The following is an 18,301-nucleotide window of genomic DNA, read 5'->3' as shown; positions in this document are numbered from 1 at the left end:
GCCGCCGCCAGGTCCCGGACAGGGCCTGGAGCGGCGGCGGCTCGGACGGCCGACGGCGACTACTTGGCGAAGCCCGGCAGCAGCTTGGCGTAGTCGGTGGCGACGGTGTTCAGCGCGTCCTGGGTGCCGGTGCCCTGGACGGCCTTGCCCAGGTTGGTGCCGAGCGAGGAGAACAGCGAGCTGTACTCGGGCAGTTCGGGGCGCGGCTTGGCGCTGCCGAGGACGGCCTGGAAGCCGGCGATGCCGGGGTCGGCCTTGACGTCGGCGGTGAAGGCGTCGGAGCGGGTCGGCAGGGTGGAGTTCTTCTGCGCGATGAAGGCCTGGCTCTCCGCCGAGGTCATGAAGGCGGCGAACTTCTCGGCGGCGGCCTTGTGTGCCTGGTCGGCACCGGCGTAGACGGAGATGTTGTGCCCGCCGGTGGGCGCACCGGACTTGCCGCTGGAGCCCGCCGGGACGGGCGCGATGCCGAGGTTGTTCTTGTCGGCGAACGCGGCGCCCTTGTAGATGTTGGTGATCTCCCACGGGCCCTGGACGATGGCCGCGACCTTGCCGTTGTTGAAGGCGTCCATCATGTGCGCGTAGGCGTCGGTGGTGACGTCGGCCTTGGCCATGCCGGGCGCGGTGAACATCGTCTTGTAGGTCTCGATGGCCTTGACGGCCTCCGGCGAGGTGACGGTGATCTTCTTGCCGGCGGCGTCGACGGTGTCGGTGCCCTCGCCGAACAGGAACGGCATCGCGTAGTAGCCGTCCGCGGCCTTCAGCCAGAAGCCGTCGACACCGGCCTTGTCCTTGAGCGCGGCGGCGTCGGTCTTCAGCTCGTCCCAGGTCTTGGGGGCGTCGGTGATGCCGGCCTTGGCGAACAGCTCCTTGTTGTAGAGCAGGCCCAGGGTGTCGGTGACCAGCGGCACGCCGTACAGCTTGCCGTCGAACTTGGCCTGCTGGATCAGGCTGGGCTGGAAGGCGGAGGTGTCGGCGACGGCCGGGGTGCCGTCGAGCGGCTCCAGGTAGCCGGCCTTGGCGAAGGCGGCGGTCCAGCCGACCTCGGAGCGGAACACGTCCGGAGCGCCCTTGGCCCCCATGGCGGTCTGGAGCTTGTTCTGCGCCTGGTCGAACGGGACGTTGACGAAGTCGACCTTGACGTTCGGGTTGGCGGCCTCGAACTTCTTGACCAGCTCCTGGTAGTTCGGCGCCTCGTTGGTGGCGTTCGAGGTGTCCCAGTAGGTGAGGGTGACCGGCCCGTCGGCCTTGCCGTTTGAGCTGGAGCCGCTGCTGCCACAGGCAGCCATCGAGACCGCGAGGGCCACAACGAGGGCAGAGGCCGCGATGCCACGCCGCATGAGAACTCCTTGGGAGGGTGGGGGTGCCCGAGATCTTCGGAGACAGGCACATAATGGCTGCCTCGTGCCGACTGCACCGTTGCTGCCGTCGGGCTCGGAAGGAAGTTAACAGCGGCGCAATAGCGACGGAAAGTCCTTGCAGCAAGTTTCTGAAAGAAACGGCGATCGTTACGCCCACGTGTCCTGGACGTAGCCGCACGGTAGTGGACAGTCCGACCAAATGTCCGGGTTCGCCCGCTTCAGACCGGTACCGGATGGCCGAGAGCACCACCATCCCTGGCCGGAAACCGCTTGCAGCAGACTGAACGCATGCGTATCAGAGCCGCCATGAGGGACGAACTGCCGCTGCTGTGCGAACTGGAGCGGGCCGCCGGGGCCCCCTTCGCCGCGATCGGCATGCCGGAGATCGCCGACGACGAACCACCGGCCCCGGACGAGCTGGCCCACTACCTGGACGCGGGCGTCGCCCTGGTCGCCGTCCCCGACGCGACCGACCTGCCCCGGCAACCCGGTCCCGGTACCGGTCCGATCGCCGGATACCTGCTCGCCGAGCCGGTGGACGGCGCCCTGCACATCGAACAGGTGTCGGTCCACCCCGACCACGCCCGCCGGGGCATCGGCCGGGCCCTGATCGAACACCTCGCGGCCGGCACCGACGCCCCCGCGCTCACCCTCACCACCTTCGCCGACGTCCCCTGGAACGCCCCCTACTACGCCCGCTGCGGCTTCCGCCCGCTCGCCGACCACGAGCTCACCCCGGGCCTGCGGGAGATCCGCCGCAAGGAGGCCGAGCACGGTCTCGACCGCTGGCCCCGGCTCTGCATGCGCCGGGACCTCGTACGGGACCTCACTCCGGACCTGCGGCAGGGCCTCACCCCGGACGCGCCCGGAGCGCTCAGCTGACGCCCAACCGCAGCACGGTGGTCGAGCGGAACTCCTCCCCCGGCCGCAGCACGGTGCTCGGGAACGCCGGGTGGTTCGGGGAGTCCGGGAAGTGCTGGGTCTCCAGCGCGATCCCGGCGAACGGCCCGTACGGAACGCCGCTCGCGCCGGTGACCGCCCCCTGGAACTTGTTGGCCGTGTAGACCTGGACGCCCGGCTCGGTGGTCAGCACCTCCAGGGTGCGACCGCTGACCGGGTCCTCCAGCAGCGCCGCCCTGGCCGGGCTGCCGTCGGCCGGCCGGTCCCGGAGCACCCAGTTGTGGTCGTAGCCGCCGGGCCCGGCCAGCTGCGGGTGGTCGTCGTGCACCGACTTGCCGATCGGCGTGGCCACCGTGAAGTCGAACGGCGTGCCGGCCACCGGTTCGGTCCGCCCGTACGGGATCTGCCGCTCGTCGGCCGGCGTGTAGGCGTCGGCGTCGAGGGTGAGCAGGTGGCCGAGGACGTCGCCGTTGCCTTCACCCGCAAGGTTGAAGTACGCGTGGTTGGTCAGGTTGACCACGGTCGGCTTGCCGGTGACGGCGCGGTAGGCGATCACCAGCTCGCCGGCCTGGTCGAGGGTGTAGGAGACGGTGACGTCCAGCGCGCCGGGGAAGCCCTGGTCGCCGTCCGGGCTGTGCAGCCGCAGCCGCACCCCGCCCTCGATCCGCTCGGCCTCCCAGATCCGCTGCGCGAAGCCGTCCGGCCCGCCGTGGATGGTGATGCCGCCGCCGGTCGGGGCGAGCGGGTGCTCCTCGCCGTCGATGGTGATCCTGGAGCCGTCGATCCGGTTGGCGTACCGGCCGACCACGGTGCCGTAGTGCCGGGCCGGGCCGAGGATCTGCGTCAGCTGGTCGGTGGAGAGCAGCAGTTGGGCGGGGCGCCCGGCGCGGTCCGGGCCGGTGAGGGTGTGCAGGGTGGCGCCGAGGGTGAGCACGCTCGCCTCGTACGGGCCGGCGGAGAGCGTCCAGCGCTCAATCGCGGCGCCCGCGCCCGAGGGGTCGAGGGGTTCGTGCCGCACGCTGGTGGCCTCGCTCGCCATGGCCTGCTCCTCACTGGCGGTCGCGGGGTGCCGTGACCGCCCCGGTTCCGGGTCCGTCCAGGGGGTCGCCGCGGCGATCCCACGTCTGCGTCAGCCTAGCGACGGCGACCGCGCCGGGAGCACTCCCGCGCCTCCGCGCGCCGCCCGGGCGCCCGCCGCCCACGCGCCCGGGCCGCCCGCGGCTACTCCTCCTCGGGCTCCGCCCCCGGCCGGGTGGCCCCGCGCGGCTGCGTCGGCAGCCCAAGGGCGGAGGCCAGGCCGTCCGGCCCGCTGCCCGCCTTGCGGTAGACCGCGGCCAGTCGACGGTTGACCAGGCTGAGGTGCACGCCGAGCTCGTCGGCGATGCGCTGCGGCGGCACGCCCTGCACCGCGAGGTTGGCGACCTCCCACTCGGGCTGGCTGAGCGTCTCCCGGAAGTCGCGCAGCCCCAGCCGGTTGGGCCGCAGGCCGTAGTTGGCCAGTTCCCGCCGCGCCTGGTCGACCAGCCCCTCGGCCGAGCAGTGCTGGGCCAGTTCGATGCCCTGGTACAGGTACTCCTGCGCGTCCTCCAGCCGTCCGACCCGGCGCAGCGCGGCGCCGAGGTCGACCAGCGCGACGGCGTGCTCGTACCCGGCCGGCGACTGGCCGAGGTACATCACGGCCTGCTCCAGCAACTCGACCGCCTGCTGGCCGTCCTCGATCTGGGCGTTCAACCGCAGCGCGGTGCCGATCGCCGAGGCGGTGCCGAAGGTGCGGGCGTCCTGGACGGCCTTATGGGCGTACTCGCGGGCCCGGTCGGGCTCGTCGGCCGCGATCGCGATGGCGAGGTGGCCGGCCCAGGGCGCCCAGACGGTGTTGTGCCAGCCGCGGGCCTCCAGTTGGGCGCCGGCCTCGGTGAGTGCGGCGGCCGCCCCAGCGTAGCGCTTCTTGGCGATCAGCAGCTTGCCGTACAGCGAGGGCGCGTCGGGCAGCACCATCGCGGTCGCGTGGTACGGCGGGTGGAAGCCGAACTTGACGGCGAGCTCCCAGGCCTCCTCGGTCCGGCCGCGGGCGAGCAGGGTGTCCACCAGGACGCCGACGGCGTCCCAGGCGAGCGGCAGCTTGGGGCCGATCCGCTCGGACAGTCGCAGCGCGCGGCGCAGGAAGTCCTCGGCCTCGGCGAGCAGGCCGCGGCGGAAGCGGGCGAGGCCCATCAGGAAGTACGCGAAGCCCCGGTGGGCACCGCTCCACCCGGCCACCTCGAACTGGATGATGGCGTCCGCGAACAGCCGCTCGGCCTGGGCGATGCGGTCGTTGTAGGTGTAGGTGAGGCCGAGCATGGAGGGCAGTTCGAAGCCCCAGGTGCTGTTGGTCCAGCCGAGTCCCTTGGGCAGTCGGCCGGCGTCCAGGACGGCGTCGGCGTAGGTCAGCGCCTCGGTGGAGGGGGCGCCGCGCAGGGTGAGGTCCCAGGCGCGCATCGCGAGGACGGCCCGGTCGGCGGCGTCGCGGGTGCTGAGGCCGTCGCACATGAGGCCGAGCCGGGTGGATCGGCCGGGCCCGTCGTCCTCGGACTTGCGGAAGGCGTGCCACATGAACGAGGCGGCCTGGAGCCGGAGTCGGCCGGCCGGGTCGGCGGTCTGCTCGGCCTCGTCCTGGCAGACAACCGCGGCCTGGCGCAGTTCGCCGCTGTGTGCGAGCACCTCGGAGAGCCGGAAGGTGGCGTCGACCCGCAGTTCGGGGCGCAGCGGCCCCTCCTCGGGGTCGAGGGCGAGCTTGAGCTGGTTGACGGTGGCGACGGGGTCGGTGAGCAGCGCGGAGCAGCCCAGCTCGTACAGCACCTCGGCGCGGATGTCGTCGGCCGGTGGTTCGTTGAGGGCGCGGTGCAGACAGCGCTGGGCGGCTTCGGGGGCGCCGATCAGCAGGTGTTCGACGGCGGCCCGGCGCAGTTTGCGGACGGTCTTGTCGTCGCCCTCGCCGGAGAAGGTCTCGACGAGGTGGCGGGAGGCGGCGAGCAGGCCGAGTCCGGCGTTCTCGATCTCGGCGGCGGCGACGCCGTGCATGCCGGTGCGGGTGGCCTCCGGCATGGTGTTGTAGATCGAGCTGCCGATCAGCGGGTGGACGAACTCCAGGTTGCCGTTGGGGGTCTGGGTGAGCACGCGCTGCTTGCGCAGCTGCTTGATGGCGTCGCGCGCGCCCTCGGTGGTCTGGGCGCAGATCCGGGTGGCGAGGTCGACCCGGATGTCGGTGCCGAGCATCGCGCAGGCCCAGGCGAAGCGCAGGGTGCCGGAGCCGAGCCGGTCGATCCAGCTCTTGAGGGTCATTCCGGTGGCGTCGACGGCGAGTTCGCGCAGTTGCTGGGAGTTCTCCTCGACCGGTTCGAGGTCCTGGTCGCGGACCTGGTCGAGCAGGGCGACGGCTTCGAAGGGGTTCCCGTTGACGACGTTCCAGAACTCGTAGCAGAAGGCGTCCTCGGCCTTGTCGCCGAGTTCGGCGCGGATCATGTCGGTGACGGAGACCAGCGAGAGCCGGTTGAGCTCGTGCTTGCTGGTGGCGAGGCCGAGGACGGCCTTGCGGTGCTGCTGGATCTCGGTCGGCCAGTCGCTCTCGTCCTCGCGGAAGGCGAAGACGAGCAGGACGGGCAGTTCGCGGGAGCGGACGGCGAACTGGGTGAGCCAGGAGAGCGACTCGTGGTCGCCCCAGTGCAGGTCGTCGACGATCATGACCAGCGGGGCCCGGCGCGGCGCGAGTTGGGTGAGGACGTAGTCGAGGCCGTCGCGCACGCCCTGGGGGTCGAGGCGGCGGGCGCCGGCCTTGGGCCGCTTGAGGCCCATGGCCGGTCCGACGACCTCCTCCCAGGTGCCCATGACCTGGCGGAACTCGTCGGGTTCCAGGCTGGTGAGGAGGGGTTGGAGGAGCTGGCGCAGCACGTGGTAGGGCTCGTTGAACTGGCGTTCGCCGCCGCGGGCGAACAACACCGTGGCGCGGTCGCGGAGTTTGGCGACCCGTCGGACCTCGTGCAGCAGGCTGGTCTTGCCGATGCCGGGGCGGCCGGAGAAGGCCAGCAGTTCGCCGATCTCGGTGCCGCCGGCCGCGAATTCGCAGCAGAGTTTGTCGACGGCCGTTTCGACGGAGCGCAGTTCGGCGTCGCGGTCGCGCAGCCTGACCCTCGGCGAGGTGCTGTCGCCGTCCCGGCCGGAACTTGATCCCGTCCGAAGTTCGTTGTCCTGCTCGGTCACCGTCGTGCCTCCGCCTCGCCACTCGCGTCACAGCCCGTGTCGCTGCTCGCATCACTGCCCGTGGAGCCGAGGTTAGCGCTGCGTGGCACTCACTGTGGGGCATTCGCGCAGGCTGGGGCGGACGGTGAGGGTTCGGACGCCTTGCCAAGGGCAATTGCCCTATACCCCTAACGTCCGATCATTACATCAGATACCCTACGGCCCGCGAGGCGAAGATGATCTTTCGCTACCACCCTCTCCCCGGGAGCCTCGCCGCGTCAACTCCCCCCACACCGAGCGTTCGAACCACTAGTGCCCCCACCCTTCGCCGCACCGGGAGTCCGATGTCTGACGACACCTCACTTCAGATTCCGTTCCCGCACCGCCGCAGCCCGCACGGTCCGCAGGCCACCGCGCTGCACCGTGACTGGCTGGTCCGCCACCCGCTGCTCCCCGACGTCGACCACCCCGGGTACGCCCACTGGGAGGTGGTCGACCTCGCCGCCCTCGGCTACCCCGACACCGGCCCGGACGAACTCTCCCTCGCCGCCGACCTGATGGGCTTCTACTTCCTCTTCGACGACCAGTTCGACGGCCCGCTCGGCCGCCGCCCGACAGAGGTCGCGCCCATCTGCGAGCGGCTGATCGCCGTCCTGCACGGCGCCCGCCCCGACCAGGACTCGCCGGTCGAGACCGCCTTCGCCGACCTCTGGGACCGCAGCGTGCGCGGCATGCCCGCCCGCTGGCAGGCCCGCGCCGCGTACAACTGGGAGTGGTACCTGGCCAGTCATCCCGCCGAGGCCGCCGGCCGCATCTCCACCCGGCCACCCGACCGCGACGGCTACCTGGTGCTCAGACGAGGCACCGCGGCGATGGAGACCATCTTCGACATGGTCGAACGCCTCGGCCAGTTCGAGGTCCCCGCCGCCGTCCTGCACCACCCGGTGCTGCGTCAACTGCGCCAGCTGGCCGCCGACATCCCCTCGCTCAGCAACGACGTCCGGTCGTTCCCGCTGGAGGCCCCGCGCGGCGACGTCAACAACCTGGTGATGATCGTCCAGCGCGAGCGCCGCTGCTCGGCCGAGGAGGCCTGCGCGGTGGTGCTGGAGGAGGCACAGCTGATGGTCGAGCGGTGCCGGGACCTGCACGGCCGACTGCCGGACGTGTACCGGGAGTTGGGGCTCTCCCGGGTCGAACGGACGATCGCCCAGCGGTACGCGGACGGGTTGGTCACCTGGCTCGCCGGCTACCTGTACTGGGAGTCCCGCACCGGCCGCTACCACGCGGTCTGACACCGTCCCGACCGGAGCGCGGAGACACGGCGCGCGCCCCGGCGCGACGGCCGGAACGCGCACCGTCCGTACGAGCCGCGCGCACGGACCGTAGCCGCACCCCGCGCCGGGCGGCTATCGTGCTCGACGGCGGACGCCCCGGCGGGCGGACGCCCCGAATTGCGTGTCCGCACCCTCCCGCCGGGCCGCCCCGCGCCGGGCGCGGCCCGGCGCGCCGCCCGCACCGCCCGGTCCGGGCGGCGCCCGACGTCGCGAGGAGACACCAGAGCATGACGGTCTACCAGCCCCCCGGCACGCCCGGCAGCATCGTCGCCTACCGCTCCCGGTACGAGCACTGGATCGGCGGCGACTGGACCCCGCCGGTGCGCGGCGAGTACTTCGGCGACCCGACCCCGGTCACCGGCGAGGTGTTCACCGAAGTCGCCCGCGGCACCGCCGAGGACATCGAGGCCGCGCTGGACGCGGCCCACGCCGCCGCCCCCGGCTGGGGCCGCACCCCGCCCGCCGAGCGGGCCCAGGTGCTGCTGCGGATCGCCGACCGGATGGAGGCGAACCTGGAGCGGCTGGCCGTCGCGGAGAGCTGGGAGAACGGCAAGCCGGTGCGCGAGACGCTGGCCGCCGACCTCCCGCTCGCGGTCGACCACCTGCGCTACTTCGCGGGCGCGCTGCGCGCCCAGGAGGGCGGCCTGTCCCAGCTCGACGAGGACACCGTGGCGTACCACTTCCACGAGCCGCTGGGCGTGGTCGGCCAGATCATCCCGTGGAACTTCCCGATCCTGATGGCGGTCTGGAAGCTCGCCCCGGCGCTCGCGGCCGGCAACGCGGTGGTGCTCAAGCCCGCCGAGCAGACCCCTGCCTCGGTGCTGCTGTGGGCCGAGCTGACCGCCGACCTGCTGCCGCCCGGCGTGGTCAACATCGTCACCGGCTTCGGCGAGGAGGCCGGCGCCCCGCTGGCCTCCAGCAACCGCATCCGCAAGATCGCCTTCACCGGCGAGACCACCACCGGCCGGCTGATCGCCCGCTACGCCAGCGACAACCTGATCCCGGTCTCGCTGGAACTCGGCGGCAAGAGCCCCAACGTGTTCTTCGCGGACGTCGCCGACGCCTCGGACGCCTTCTACGACAAGGCCGTCGAGGGCTTCGCGATGTTCGCCCTCAACCAGGGCGAGGTGTGCACCTGCCCCAGCCGGGCGCTGATCCAGTCCTCGGTCTACGAGCGACTGCTCGCCGACGGCCTGGAGCGGGTGCGCGCGATGCGCCAGGGCGACCCGCTGGACACCGAGACCCAGGTCGGCGCGCAGGCCAGCGTCGAACAGCTGAAGAAGATCCTCTCCTACTTCGAGATCGGCCAGGCCGAGGGTGCCAAGCTGCTGGCCGGCGGCGAGCGGGCCGACCTCGGCGGCGCCCTGGCCGGCGGGTACTACGTGACGCCCACGGTGTTCGAGGGCGTCAACAGCATGCGGGTCTTCCAGGAGGAGATCTTCGGCCCGGTCGTCTCGGTCACCCGCTTCGAGGACTTCGCCGAGGCGATCACCCTCGCCAACGACACCCAGTACGGGCTGGGCGCGGGCGTCTGGACCCGCAACCTCAACACCGCCCACCGCGCCGGGCGCGCCATCCAGGCCGGCCGGGTGTGGACCAACTGCTTCCACGCCTACCCCGCCCACGCGGCCTTCGGCGGCTACAAGAACTCCGGCATCGGCCGGGAGAACCACAAGGCGCTGCTGGAGCACTACCAGCAGACCAAGAACCTGCTGGTCAGCTACTCCCCGGACGCCGTCGGGCTCTTCTAGTAGTGCTTTGTTAGGAGGCTTGTCGCAGCGTGTGGTTGGGAGTTCTCTGGTGGTATGAGGGCTGGGGAGCTTGCGTTGTGGCGGGGGCGGTTGGAGGAGTTCGCGGCGGAGGTGTTCGCGCCCTTGGCCCGCTGTGATCAGCGGGCCAAGGGCAGTCTGTATCTGCGGGGGTTGTTGCTGGAGGGCCGGCGCAAGTCGATGCAGCCGATGGCCGAGCGCCTGGGGGTCGACCATCAGGCGTTGCAGCAGTTCATGACGTCCTCGACCTGGCCGGTCGAGGACGTCCGGGCCCGGCTGGCCAGGCGGGCGGTGCGGGCGGTTCGGCCGGAGGTGTGGGCCGTGGACGACACCGGTTTCCCCAAGGACGGCAGGGCCTCGCCCGGGGTCGCCCGCCAGTACTCCGGCACCCTGGGCAAGGTCGGCAACTGCCAGATCGGCGTCAGCGTCCACGCGGTCTCCGGCACCGCCTCCTGCCCGCTGTCCTGGCGCCTGTTCCTGCCCGAGTCCTGGGACGGGCCCGAGGCGGCCGGCCGGCGGGCGGCCTGCCGGATCCCCGAGGACGAACACCACCGGCCGAAATGGGCCCTGGCCCTGGAGATGCTCGACGAGCTCGCCGCCACCGGGCTGCGGCCCGCGGTGCTGGTCGCGGACACCGCCTACGGGGCGAACGCCGACTTCCGCCACGGGCTGGAGGACCGCCGCCTGGCCTACGTGCTGCAGGCCAAGGGCGAGATGACCGCCCACGGCGAGGATGCCGAACCGTATCAGCCCGCCTACGGGGGTCTGGGGCCGCGTCCGCTGCGGCGCTACCGCACGCGCCCGGTTCCGTTGCGTGAGCACGTGCTGGCCGCAGGACGCCGGGCCGGGCGGAGCGTGACCTGGCGCAAGGGCTCCAAGGCGGCGATGAGCTCGCACTTCGTCCTGCTGCGGGTCCGCCTCGCCGGCCGTCGTCCCAAGCCGGCCGACGACGGCACGATCCCGCTCACCTGGCTGATCGCCCAGTGGCCCGAGAACGAGGCCGAGCCGGTCAGGTACTGGATCTCCAACCTGCCCGCCGACATTCCCGCCAGGGACCTGGTCCGGCTGGCGAAGTCACGCTGGCGGATCGAGCACGACTACCGCGAGCTGAAGACCCGCCTGGGCCTGGACCACTTCGAGGGACGCTCCTTCATCGGCTGGCACCGCCACGTCACCCTCGTCAGCGCTGCCCACCTGTTCCTCACCGAACAGCGGGCCCTCCCAAAAGCCCTGTCCAGGGCCTGACCTTCGGCCAGGCCCTGGACCTCCTCCAACACCTCATCGCCACCTGGACCGGCCACTGCCCCACCTGCCGACAACCCGTCCCATGGCAGACCTACGACACCACCTAACAAAGCACTACTAGCTAGGCCGCGGCCTCGCGCACGCCGCGCCCTTCACGGGACGCGGATCACGAGACGCGGAATCAGGAACCGCGCAAACACGGAGCGGGAGACCGGTCCCGGCCTCCCGCTCCGCCGCCACTCCCCGTGGCCGCAGCGCGAACGCCCTTCCGGACGTCCACGCTGCGCAACCCTCCGTAGGGCAAAACGCCCATTTCGGGATCTAAGCACATGAATGCGCGATTTTCTCGACGCGCCGCCGACATGCCCGAACACACCCGGCGAACGCCGTAAACAGGACTCCCCGCCCCTCACCCCCGGGAGTCCCGATGACCATCTCCCCCGCCAAGCTCTCCGACCCCACCGTGCGCGCCTTCGTCGCCGCGGTCAACGCGGGCGACCGCGACGCCTTCCTTGCCACCCTCACCCCGGACGCGACCATGTCCGACGACGGCTCCGACCGCGACCTGGCCGAGTGGATCGACAAGGAGATCTTCACCGTCCGCGGCCGGATGGACGTCCAGACCGAATCGGACGGCGGCCACGCCCTGGTCGCCAACTTCACCAACGACACCTGGGGCGAGATGCGCACCGCCTGGCGCTTCACCCTCACCGGCCCGAAGATCACCCGCTTCGAGACCGGCCAGGCCTGACGGATCGGGACCGCACCCGGCGCTACCCGGACAGCCCCGGGCACCCCCGCACCGCGCGGATCAGGTTGCGCGAGCGGACGTCGCCGGTGACACCCGGCTGCATGCCGTTGGTGACGTAGCCGAAGCCCAGCCCGAGCTCCGGGTCGGCGAAGCCCAGCGAGCCGCCCCGGCCGGGGTGGCCGAAGCTCGCCGGGGAGGCCATCGGCGCGGTCGGGCCGTGCCGCCAGAAGCCCAGGCCGAAAGTGGAGTTGACGATCAGCACCCGGTCCGGCCCGCTCACCTCGGGCCCGGCCGCGCGGGTCAGCACCCCGGGCCCGAGCAGCGGCGGCAGCAGCGCGCCGGAGCCGTCCGGGCGGTCGGCGGCGCCGATCAGCGCCGCGTAGAACCGGGCCAGCGAGCGGGCGGTGCCGATGCCGCCCGCGCCGGGGATCTCGGCGGCCTGCACCGCCGGGTCGTTGAGGTCCACCCCGGGGCGCACCGAGGCGAAGGACCGCGCGGTCAGCGAGGCCGGATCCTGGTAGGCGTCCCGGACGGACTGCTTGGGTCGCAGCCGCAGCCCGCTCGGCCCGGTCCGGGCCGCCTCCGGGGCGGGCAGGTCGACCAGCCGGCCGACCCTCGGCGCGGCCCCGGCCGGCAGCCCGATCCACAGGTCCAGCCCGAGCGGCCGGGCGATCTCCTCGGCGAAGTACTGGCCGATCGTGCGCCCGCTCACCCGCCGCACCACCTCGCCGACCAGCCAGCCGAAGGTGTACGGGTGGTAGCCGTGCGCGGTGCCCGGCTCCCAGGCGGGCGCCTGCGCGGCCACCGCGGCCGCCGCGCGCTCCCAGGTCAGCACGTCCTCCAACCGCAGCGGCACGTCCAGCGCGGGCACCCCGGCCTGGTGCGACAGCAGCCAGCGCACCGGCACCCCGCGCTTGCCGGCCTGCGCGAACTCGGGCCAGTAGGAGGCCACCGGGGCGTCCAGGTCGAGCAGGCCGCGCTCGGCCAGCAGCAGCGCGGTGCTCGCGGTCAGGCCCTTGGTGACCGAGCGCAGCACCTGGGCGGTGTCCGCCGTCCAGGGCACCGCCGGTGCGGGCCGCCCGCCGACCTCGGGCCGGGCGTCACCGCCCCACAGGTCGACCACCTTGCGGCCGCGCACGTACAGCGCGAAGGCCGCGCCCAGTTCGCCGTACTCGTGGAAGTTCCGCGCGAAGGCCTCCCGTACGGGCTCGAACCCCTCGGCCGTCTCGCCCCAGATCTCCACCATCGCGCGCCGCCCTCAGCCTGTCCGGTTCCTGCTTTCCCGCCCGCGTCCGATCGCACACGAATCACATACGAATGGCATGCGGCTCACGCGCGAATCGAGCTCGGATCTCACTCGAAAAGCGTTCGAAGCGGGCCCCGAAACCCTAACCTGTCCATCATGACCAACCCTGCCGAAGAACTGCTGGACGTCGTCGACGAGCACGACCGGGTGATCGGGACGGCGCTGCGCGGGGAGGTGTACCGGCAGGGGCTCACCCACCGGTGCGTCTTCATCCTGGTCCGCGACCCGGCCGGGCGGATCTTCGTCCACCGCCGCACCGACACCAAGCTGTTCGCCCCCGGCGCGTACGACATGTTCGTCGGCGGCGTGGTCGGCTCCGGCGAGACGTACGCCGAGGCCGCCGTCCGCGAGGCCGAGGAGGAGCTCGGCGTCCACGGGATCACCCCGCGCCCGCTCTTCAAGTTCCTCTTCCGGCAGGACCGGCTCTCCTGGTGGAGCGACATGTACGAGGCCGAGTGGGACGGCCCGGTCCAGCCGCAGGAGTCCGAGGTCGCCTGGCACGCCTGGCTCACCCCCGCCGAGCTCGCCGACCGCCTCGCCCGCGACCACTTCGTCCCCGACGGCCGCGAGGCCTACCGCCGCTACCTGGACCTCCACGCCGCATAGGCCCGGCCCTGGACGGCGGATAGGGTGGCGCGCATGGCCTCCCGTACGCCGTCGCCGACGGCCGCCCGCGCTGCACGGACTCCCGCCCCGGAGCAGGCCTCGAAGCAGGCACCGGACCGGGCGGCGGGCCGGACGCCGGACCGGGCGGCTGCCGGTGAGCGGCCGCGCCGCAGGCTCAGCGTGGACGAGCGGCGCGAACAGCTGATCGCCGTCGCGCTGGAGCTGTTCAGCCGTCGCCCGCCGGAGGAGGTGTCGATCGACGACATCGCCGCCGCCGCGGGGGCCTCCCGGCCGCTGGTGTACCACTACTTCCCCGGCAAGCAGGCGCTGTACGAGGAGTCGCTGCGCCGGGCCGGGCGGGAGCTCTCGGCGCGCTTCGAGGAGGCCGCCGACGGGCCGCTGTCCGAACGGCTGTACCGGGTGATGGGCCGCTACCTGGACTTCGTGCAGAGCCACGGGCCCGGCTTCGCGGCCCTGCTGCGCGGCGGCTCGGTGGCGGCCAGCGCCGGCACCTCGGCGGTGATCGACGAGGTACGGCGGGCCGCCCACGACCAGATCCTCTCCCACCTGGCGATCCCCACGCCGAGCCCCGGGCTGCGGCTGACCGTCCGGGCCTGGATCGCCAACGCCGAGATCACCTCGCTGGAGTGGCTGGCCGAGCGCTCGGTGCCACTGGAGGACCTGCAGCTGCACCTGGTGCAGGAGTTCGTCGCCTCCCTCACCCTCACCGCCGCCCGGGAGCCGGCACTCGCCGCCGAACTCGCCTCGTTCTTCGCGAACGAGCGTCCTGACGGCCCGACCGGACGCCTGGTGCGGGAGCTCGCCGGACTGTTCGCCGTCCCCGGGATCGCCGAGGCGGTCACCGCGCTCGCCACCGCACCGTCCGGCGAAACGTCCCCGCAGGCCACGGGCGAAACGGCCGCGGCTCCCATCGGGTGATCGGCCGGTTCGGTCCCGACAGCGGGCTCTGATAGGAATGAGCACGGATCCGACGGCACGCCACCACGGCGCGCACGGACCCAGCCGAACCAGCGGACCGCAGACGCAGCAGAGCGGGGGGCTCAACAGTTGACCCAGGACGTCCAGTTCAGCGCGGAGGCCAATCCCTTCGCAGCGGCGGAGCAGGTCTGCGCGACCCTCGGCACGCTCACCGACGCCCTCTTCGACGAGCGCACCTCCCGCCATCCTGCGGCCTCGCTCGGCACCCTGCGTCCGGCCGAACACCCCGCCGCCGAGGCGCTGTTCGGCCTCCCGCTGGCCCCGAACGGCCCGGTGCACGCGGCCGTGGACCGGCTCGGCACGGTGCTCACCGCCGGCACGGCCCGCCCCGGCACCGGCGCCCGGGTCGCCGACCGGGTGACCGCCGCCCTGCACACCCGCTACGGCGGCGGGGCGGTGCGCGGCGCGATCGCCGACCGGGGCACCACCTCGGCCGCGCTGTTCCAACTGCCGGTCACCGGCGAGTTCGCCGACCCCAAGCTGCGCCCGCCGTTCGCCCCGGCACTGGCCGCGCTGGCCGCCGGGCAGCAGACCCGCCGGCCGGTCGAACTGGCCACCGGCGCGGGTGCCGAGGTCCGACTCGTGGTCCCGCCCGGCTTCCACCCGCTGACCTCCCCCGGCGGTCCGGCCGGGGTCTGCTCCCGTACGGTGCCCGCGCCGGCGGGCGGGGCGGACGGCGTCGACCCGGCCACCGCCGCGGCCGCCGAGGAACTGACCGGGCATCTGGCCGAGGTCGCCGAGGAGCTGTTCAGCGGTGACGGTCCGGAGCAGCGCCGCGACTTCGCGGTCATCTCCGCCACCCTCGCCGACCTGGTCCACGACGCCGGCACGGTCTACGCGGGCGTCTGCGCGCTGGACGTGGACGGCCGGGCCTCCGACGCCGCCCTGGTCGTCTCGCTCGCCCGGCACCCGTTGCCGATCACCGCGCTCGCCACCGAGCTCGCCACCGTCCGGCGGCACGCCGAGGTGTGGACGGTCCTGCTGCCGGCCGGGCCGGCCGCCGTCCTGGTCGAGGGACGGACCGTCCCGGTGCCGGGGCCGCTGTCCGCCGACGGGCAGCGCCGCTGGGTGGTCACCTCGGCGGTCGAGGCCTTCGTCCCGCTGCCGGACGGCGGCACCGTGCTCTGCGTCCAGCTGTCCACGGCGCAGCCGGAGGACTGGGACCTGTACACGCGGGCGTTCGCGGAGCTGCTGAAGAGCGTTCAGTTCGGCTGGGACGGGGAGGTGGCCGGCGCCGTGCGCGCGCCCGTGCCCGCCGCGTCTGCTGCCGCTCCCGCTCCCGTCGAGCAGGAGCCGGAAGAGGTGCCGGCGCAGCTGCCGCCCGAGGACTTCAACCCGTTCGCACCCGTCGCGGAGGCCTCCCCGGCCGACGCCGAGCCGCAGGCGGCGCCGGCCAGGCGGAAGGGCACGCCGGTCATGGTGCCCCCGCCGGACTTCAACCCCTTCGCCCCGGAAAGCCTCCCGTCCACCCCGGAGACGCCCCCGGCAGCGGCCGCCCCGGCCACCGACCCGTTCGGCACGGTGACGGCCGACCAGTCGGACCCGTTCGGCACCACGCTCGCGGCGCAGGGCCCGGCCGTCCCGCCGCCGCCCTCCGCACCGCCGGCCGTTCCCGCGCAGGCTGCTGCCGCGCAGGACGCCCCGCGGAAGGGCACGCCCGTCATGGTGCCCCCGCCGGACTTCAACCCCTTCGCCCCGGGAAGCCTCCCGTCCACCCCGGAGGAGACGACGGAGACCGACGCGGCGGAGGCTTCGGGCCCGGAGACCAGGCCGTTCGGCTGAGCCCCGACAACTGCCCCCTCCACCAGGGTCCACCCTGCGGAGGCCGCGACAACGCGACGCTGAAGTCAGGCAGTTGACCGCAGCGGTGGACAACGCCCGGACCCGGAAGGAAGGTTGGGAGGCCCTGCGCCGTCAGCCCGCGCGCCGGGCCAGGTGGACCACGTCCGGTACGCCGCGGCTGACCGGGATCTCGTGCGTGACGACGTCGGAGAAGCCCGCCGCCCGCAGTGCCTCCTCGAAGTCCGCGGAGGGCTGCGCGCTCCACACCGCCAGCACCCCGCCCGGCTGCAGCCGGTGCCAGAGCACCGCGAGCCCGTCGGCGCCGTACAGCCCGGCGTTGGAGTCGGTGACGGTCCAGTCCGGGCCGTTGTCGATGTCGAGGCACAGCGCGTCGTAGCGCGCGCCGTCGGCCGCCGCCAGGTACTCCAGCAGGTCGGTGTGGAGGACCTGGACCCGCTGGTCCTCCAGCGCGCCGCCGGAGAAGGCGCCGAGCGGCCCGCTCCGGTGCCAGTCGATGATGGCGCTCTCGCGCTCGACGATGGCGATCCGCCCCCAGCGCGGCTCGGCCGCCGCGTACGCCAGCGAGAAGCCGACGCCGAGGCCTCCGATCAGCACGGAGGGCTCCGCGGGGGCGCCGGTGCGGTCCAGTTCGTCCAGCGCCGCCTGGATCAGCAGGCGTTCGGAGCGGCCGTCGGCGGTGTCCATCAGGAAGCAGCCGTTGGCGATGATCTCGAAGTGCCGACCGCGCCGACGCAGTACCACCTCGCCGAACGGGCCGTCCCGCCGGTCGAGCGTGACGACGGCCTCGTGAGCGTCCCGTTCGGGCAGTGCGGTGGACATGCGGCTTCCTCAGCGGACTCGGGTGCAGGAGCGTCCCGGCGGACGAGTACCCGCCCGACAATAGCCGAGTCCGCCCCTGCGCCCGTCACGTCGTGACCAGCACCCCGGCGTAGGAGACGCCCGCGACGACCACCCAGGAGCCGAGCCCGAGCAGGGCGAGGCGCCCGCCGGTGCGGACCATGGTCGGCAGGTGCACGGCGCTGCCGAGGCCGAACAGCGCGGCGGCCAGCAGCAGTTCCTGGGCATCCCCGGCGAGGGTGAGCGCCCGCTCCGGAAGCACCCCGGTGGTCCGCAGCACGATCATCGCGAGGAACCCCGCCACGAACAGCGGGACGATCGGCGGGCGGCTACCGGTCCTGACCGGGCTCTTCGCAGGGCCTTCCCCGGACTCCTGGCCGGCCCCGGACTCCTGGCCAGCCCCGGCGACGGCCTCCCCGGCCCGTCGCGCCCGGCGCCGCACCGTGACGGCCATCCCGGCGACCAACGGCGCCAGCAGCATCACCCGCATCAGCTTGACCAGGACGGCCTCCCGCAACGCGCCCGCCCCGCCGGTCTGCGCGGTGGCGACCACCTGCCCGACGTCGTGCACGCTCGCGCCGACCCACCGCCCGAACTCCACGTCGCCCAGCCCGAACGGCTGCTGGAGCAGCGGCAGCACGGCGATGGCCAGCGTCCCGCACAGGGTGACCAGGGCCACCGAGGCGGCGACGTCCTCCTCCTCGCTGCCGGCCGCCTGGCTGACCGCGCCGATCGCCGAGGCTCCGCAGATGGAGTACCCGGTGGCGACCAGCAGCGGCTGGTCGCCCGGCAGGCCGAGCCGCCGGCCGAGCCAGAGGGTGCCGGTGAAGGTGGCCGCGACCACCGCGAGCACCATGGCGACGGTGGCCCAGCCGAGGCCGAGCACGTCGTCCAGGCTGAGCTTGAGCCCGAGCAGGACGATGCCGAGCCGCATCAGCCGCTTGCCGGCCATGGACAGCCCCGGCCGGGCCACCCCGCGCACCACCGGGCGCAGCCCGGGCAGGTGCGCCGCCGCCATCCCGAGCACGACGGCTGCGGTGAGCTTGGGCACGGCGGGCACGGCCGCGTGGACGGCGATCGCGGCGGCCACCCCGGCCGCCGCGAGCAGCAGGCCGGGGGCGTCCCCGCCGAGCGGGGGCAGTGAGCGGGTGCGCGTGGCGCGCTCCCGGATGGTCAGTGCC

14 protein-coding genes are annotated in these 18,301 nt (G+C 73.2%); 8 read left to right on the top strand and 6 right to left on the bottom strand.

Annotation, left to right across the window (positions count from 1 at the left end; genetic code table 11):
* Nucleotides 1-59: 59 nt before the first annotated feature.
* The gene (locus tag ABT015_RS01820) at nucleotides 60-1,337 is read right to left on the bottom strand and encodes an extracellular solute-binding protein (protein ID WP_063350123.1); all 1,278 of its coding nucleotides are present in this window, start codon (nucleotides 1,335-1,337) and stop codon (nucleotides 60-62) included.
* A 309-nt stretch (nucleotides 1,338-1,646) separates the two neighbouring features.
* Here ABT015_RS01820 and ABT015_RS01815 point away from each other — a divergent pair, with 309 nt between their 5' ends.
* Complete coding sequence (locus ABT015_RS01815; protein WP_350875611.1) at nucleotides 1,647-2,240, top strand: GNAT family N-acetyltransferase; 594 nt, start codon at nucleotides 1,647-1,649, stop codon at nucleotides 2,238-2,240.
* Here ABT015_RS01815 and ABT015_RS01810 read toward each other — a convergent pair.
* Together ABT015_RS01810 and ABT015_RS01805 are read right to left on the bottom strand one after the other, a co-directional pair.
* Nucleotides 2,233-3,297, bottom strand: coding sequence for an aldose epimerase family protein (locus ABT015_RS01810; protein WP_350875609.1), 1,065 nt, complete (start codon nucleotides 3,295-3,297; stop codon nucleotides 2,233-2,235). The two genes, ABT015_RS01815 and ABT015_RS01810, sit on opposite strands and share 8 nt — an antisense overlap.
* A gap of 182 nt (nucleotides 3,298-3,479) precedes the next feature.
* A complete protein-coding gene (locus ABT015_RS01805) occupies nucleotides 3,480-6,491 on the bottom strand; it encodes an ATP-binding protein (protein WP_350875607.1) in 3,012 nt (1,003 codons plus the stop codon).
* 323 nt (nucleotides 6,492-6,814) lie between these two features.
* Here ABT015_RS01805 and ABT015_RS01800 point away from each other — a divergent pair, with 323 nt between their 5' ends.
* The 4 genes from ABT015_RS01800 (at nucleotide 6,815) to ABT015_RS01785 (ending at nucleotide 11,569) form a co-directional block, all read left to right on the top strand.
* Nucleotides 6,815-7,762 carry a terpene synthase family protein gene (locus ABT015_RS01800; protein ID WP_350875605.1) on the top strand — a complete coding sequence of 316 codons (948 nt, stop codon included), beginning with the start codon at nucleotides 6,815-6,817 and terminating at the stop codon, nucleotides 7,760-7,762.
* A gap of 269 nt (nucleotides 7,763-8,031) precedes the next feature.
* The gene (gene exaC, locus ABT015_RS01795; protein ID WP_350875603.1) at nucleotides 8,032-9,555 is read left to right on the top strand and encodes an acetaldehyde dehydrogenase ExaC; all 1,524 of its coding nucleotides are present in this window, start codon (nucleotides 8,032-8,034) and stop codon (nucleotides 9,553-9,555) included.
* A 54-nt stretch (nucleotides 9,556-9,609) separates the two neighbouring features.
* Nucleotides 9,610-10,818: an IS701 family transposase gene (locus ABT015_RS01790; RefSeq protein WP_350875600.1), complete on the top strand. Its 1,209-nt coding sequence runs from the start codon at nucleotides 9,610-9,612 to the stop codon at nucleotides 10,816-10,818.
* A gap of 427 nt (nucleotides 10,819-11,245) precedes the next feature.
* A complete protein-coding gene (locus ABT015_RS01785; RefSeq protein ID WP_350875598.1) occupies nucleotides 11,246-11,569 on the top strand; it encodes a nuclear transport factor 2-like protein in 324 nt (107 codons plus the stop codon).
* Nucleotides 11,570-11,591: 22 nt separating this feature from the next.
* Here ABT015_RS01785 and ABT015_RS01780 read toward each other — a convergent pair whose 3' ends face one another.
* On the bottom strand, nucleotides 11,592-12,815 hold the full coding sequence (locus tag ABT015_RS01780) for a serine hydrolase domain-containing protein (protein ID WP_350875596.1): 1,224 nt from the start codon (nucleotides 12,813-12,815) through the stop codon (nucleotides 11,592-11,594).
* A gap of 156 nt (nucleotides 12,816-12,971) precedes the next feature.
* Between ABT015_RS01780 and ABT015_RS01775 the strand changes: the two genes are divergently transcribed.
* The 3 genes from ABT015_RS01775 (at nucleotide 12,972) to ABT015_RS01765 (ending at nucleotide 16,262) form a co-directional block, all read left to right on the top strand.
* Nucleotides 12,972-13,481 carry an NUDIX hydrolase gene (locus ABT015_RS01775; protein ID WP_063350117.1) on the top strand — a complete coding sequence of 170 codons (510 nt, stop codon included), beginning with the start codon at nucleotides 12,972-12,974 and terminating at the stop codon, nucleotides 13,479-13,481.
* Between the two features lie 33 nt (nucleotides 13,482-13,514).
* Nucleotides 13,515-14,420, top strand: coding sequence for a TetR/AcrR family transcriptional regulator (locus tag ABT015_RS01770; protein ID WP_350875594.1), 906 nt, complete (start codon nucleotides 13,515-13,517; stop codon nucleotides 14,418-14,420).
* Nucleotides 14,421-14,549: 129 nt separating this feature from the next.
* On the top strand, nucleotides 14,550-16,262 hold the full coding sequence (locus tag ABT015_RS01765) for a hypothetical protein (RefSeq protein WP_350875592.1): 1,713 nt from the start codon (nucleotides 14,550-14,552) through the stop codon (nucleotides 16,260-16,262).
* 132 nt (nucleotides 16,263-16,394) lie between these two features.
* Here ABT015_RS01765 and ABT015_RS01760 read toward each other — a convergent pair whose 3' ends face one another.
* Both ABT015_RS01760 and ABT015_RS01755 read right to left on the bottom strand, forming a co-directional pair.
* Nucleotides 16,395-17,102 (bottom strand): spermidine synthase family protein, encoded by a 708-nt coding sequence (locus ABT015_RS01760; protein WP_350875589.1) that lies wholly within the window; start codon nucleotides 17,100-17,102, stop codon nucleotides 16,395-16,397.
* 85 nt (nucleotides 17,103-17,187) lie between these two features.
* On the bottom strand, nucleotides 17,188-18,297 hold the full coding sequence (locus ABT015_RS01755) for a YeiH family protein (RefSeq protein ID WP_350875701.1): 1,110 nt from the start codon (nucleotides 18,295-18,297) through the stop codon (nucleotides 17,188-17,190).
* Nucleotides 18,298-18,301 lie beyond the last annotated feature (4 nt).

Origin of the sequence: Kitasatospora sp. NPDC094016, assembly GCF_040304045.1 — a bacterium.
GTDB lineage: Bacteria > Actinomycetota > Actinomycetes > Streptomycetales > Streptomycetaceae > Kitasatospora.
Note: the sequence above shows the minus strand (reverse complement) of the source record. Positions and strands in the feature narration are given on the sequence as shown.

Excerpts from the sequence above, each read along its gene's own strand:
- ABT015_RS01820 (WP_063350123.1), bottom strand. The coding sequence starts at position 1,337 with ATGCGGCGTGGCATCGCGGCCTCTGCCCTCGTTGTGGCCCTCGCGGTC.
- ABT015_RS01815 (WP_350875611.1), top strand. The coding sequence starts at position 1,647 with ATGCGTATCAGAGCCGCCATGAGGGACGAACTGCCGCTGCTGTGCGAA.
- ABT015_RS01810 (WP_350875609.1), bottom strand. The coding sequence starts at position 3,297 with ATGGCGAGCGAGGCCACCAGCGTGCGGCACGAACCCCTCGACCCCTCG.
- ABT015_RS01800 (WP_350875605.1), top strand. The coding sequence starts at position 6,815 with ATGTCTGACGACACCTCACTTCAGATTCCGTTCCCGCACCGCCGCAGC.
- exaC (WP_350875603.1), top strand. The coding sequence starts at position 8,032 with ATGACGGTCTACCAGCCCCCCGGCACGCCCGGCAGCATCGTCGCCTAC.
- ABT015_RS01790 (WP_350875600.1), top strand. The coding sequence starts at position 9,610 with ATGAGGGCTGGGGAGCTTGCGTTGTGGCGGGGGCGGTTGGAGGAGTTC.
- ABT015_RS01785 (WP_350875598.1), top strand. The coding sequence starts at position 11,246 with ATGACCATCTCCCCCGCCAAGCTCTCCGACCCCACCGTGCGCGCCTTC.
- ABT015_RS01780 (WP_350875596.1), bottom strand. The coding sequence starts at position 12,815 with ATGGTGGAGATCTGGGGCGAGACGGCCGAGGGGTTCGAGCCCGTACGG.
- ABT015_RS01775 (WP_063350117.1), top strand. The coding sequence starts at position 12,972 with ATGACCAACCCTGCCGAAGAACTGCTGGACGTCGTCGACGAGCACGAC.
- ABT015_RS01770 (WP_350875594.1), top strand. The coding sequence starts at position 13,515 with ATGGCCTCCCGTACGCCGTCGCCGACGGCCGCCCGCGCTGCACGGACT.
- ABT015_RS01760 (WP_350875589.1), bottom strand. The coding sequence starts at position 17,102 with ATGTCCACCGCACTGCCCGAACGGGACGCTCACGAGGCCGTCGTCACG.